This is a genomic window from Pseudomonas sp. IT-P258, from assembly GCF_949767825.1.
Classification (GTDB): Bacteria; Pseudomonadota; Gammaproteobacteria; order Pseudomonadales; family Pseudomonadaceae; genus Aquipseudomonas; species Aquipseudomonas monachiensis.
Genome location: NZ_CATKPU010000085.1, coordinates 1 through 305, shown reverse-complemented (window position 1 = coordinate 305; position 305 = coordinate 1). Strand labels below are relative to the sequence as shown.

The 305-nt window shown below is 55.7% G+C and carries 1 pseudogene; it reads left to right on the top strand.

The annotated features are described in order from the left end of the window. Window positions 1–48: 48 nt before the first annotated feature. A pseudogene (locus tag ACM6G4_RS24345) lies at window positions 49–305 on the top strand (NAD(P)(+) transhydrogenase (Re/Si-specific) subunit alpha); the annotation flags it as partial.

The following is a 305-nucleotide window of genomic DNA, read 5'->3' as shown; positions in this document are numbered from 1 at the left end:
ATCCGTAGTGCATGGGTTTACTCTATAAGATCACGCAGGAGATTTGACGTGCACATTGGTGTTCCTCTCGAAACCCAGACCGGTGAAACACGGGTTGCTGCAACCCCGGAAACCATCAAGAAGCTGATCGGCCAGGGCCATAAGGTCACTGTACAAAGCGGCGCCGGCATTAATGCCAGCGTTGTCGACAGTGCCTATGAAGCGGCAGGCGCAACCATTGGCAGCGCCAATGACGCGTTTGCTGCAGAGCTGATTTTGAAGGTGGTCGCGCCCAGCGACAGCGAGCTGGCGCTGATTAAAAGCGG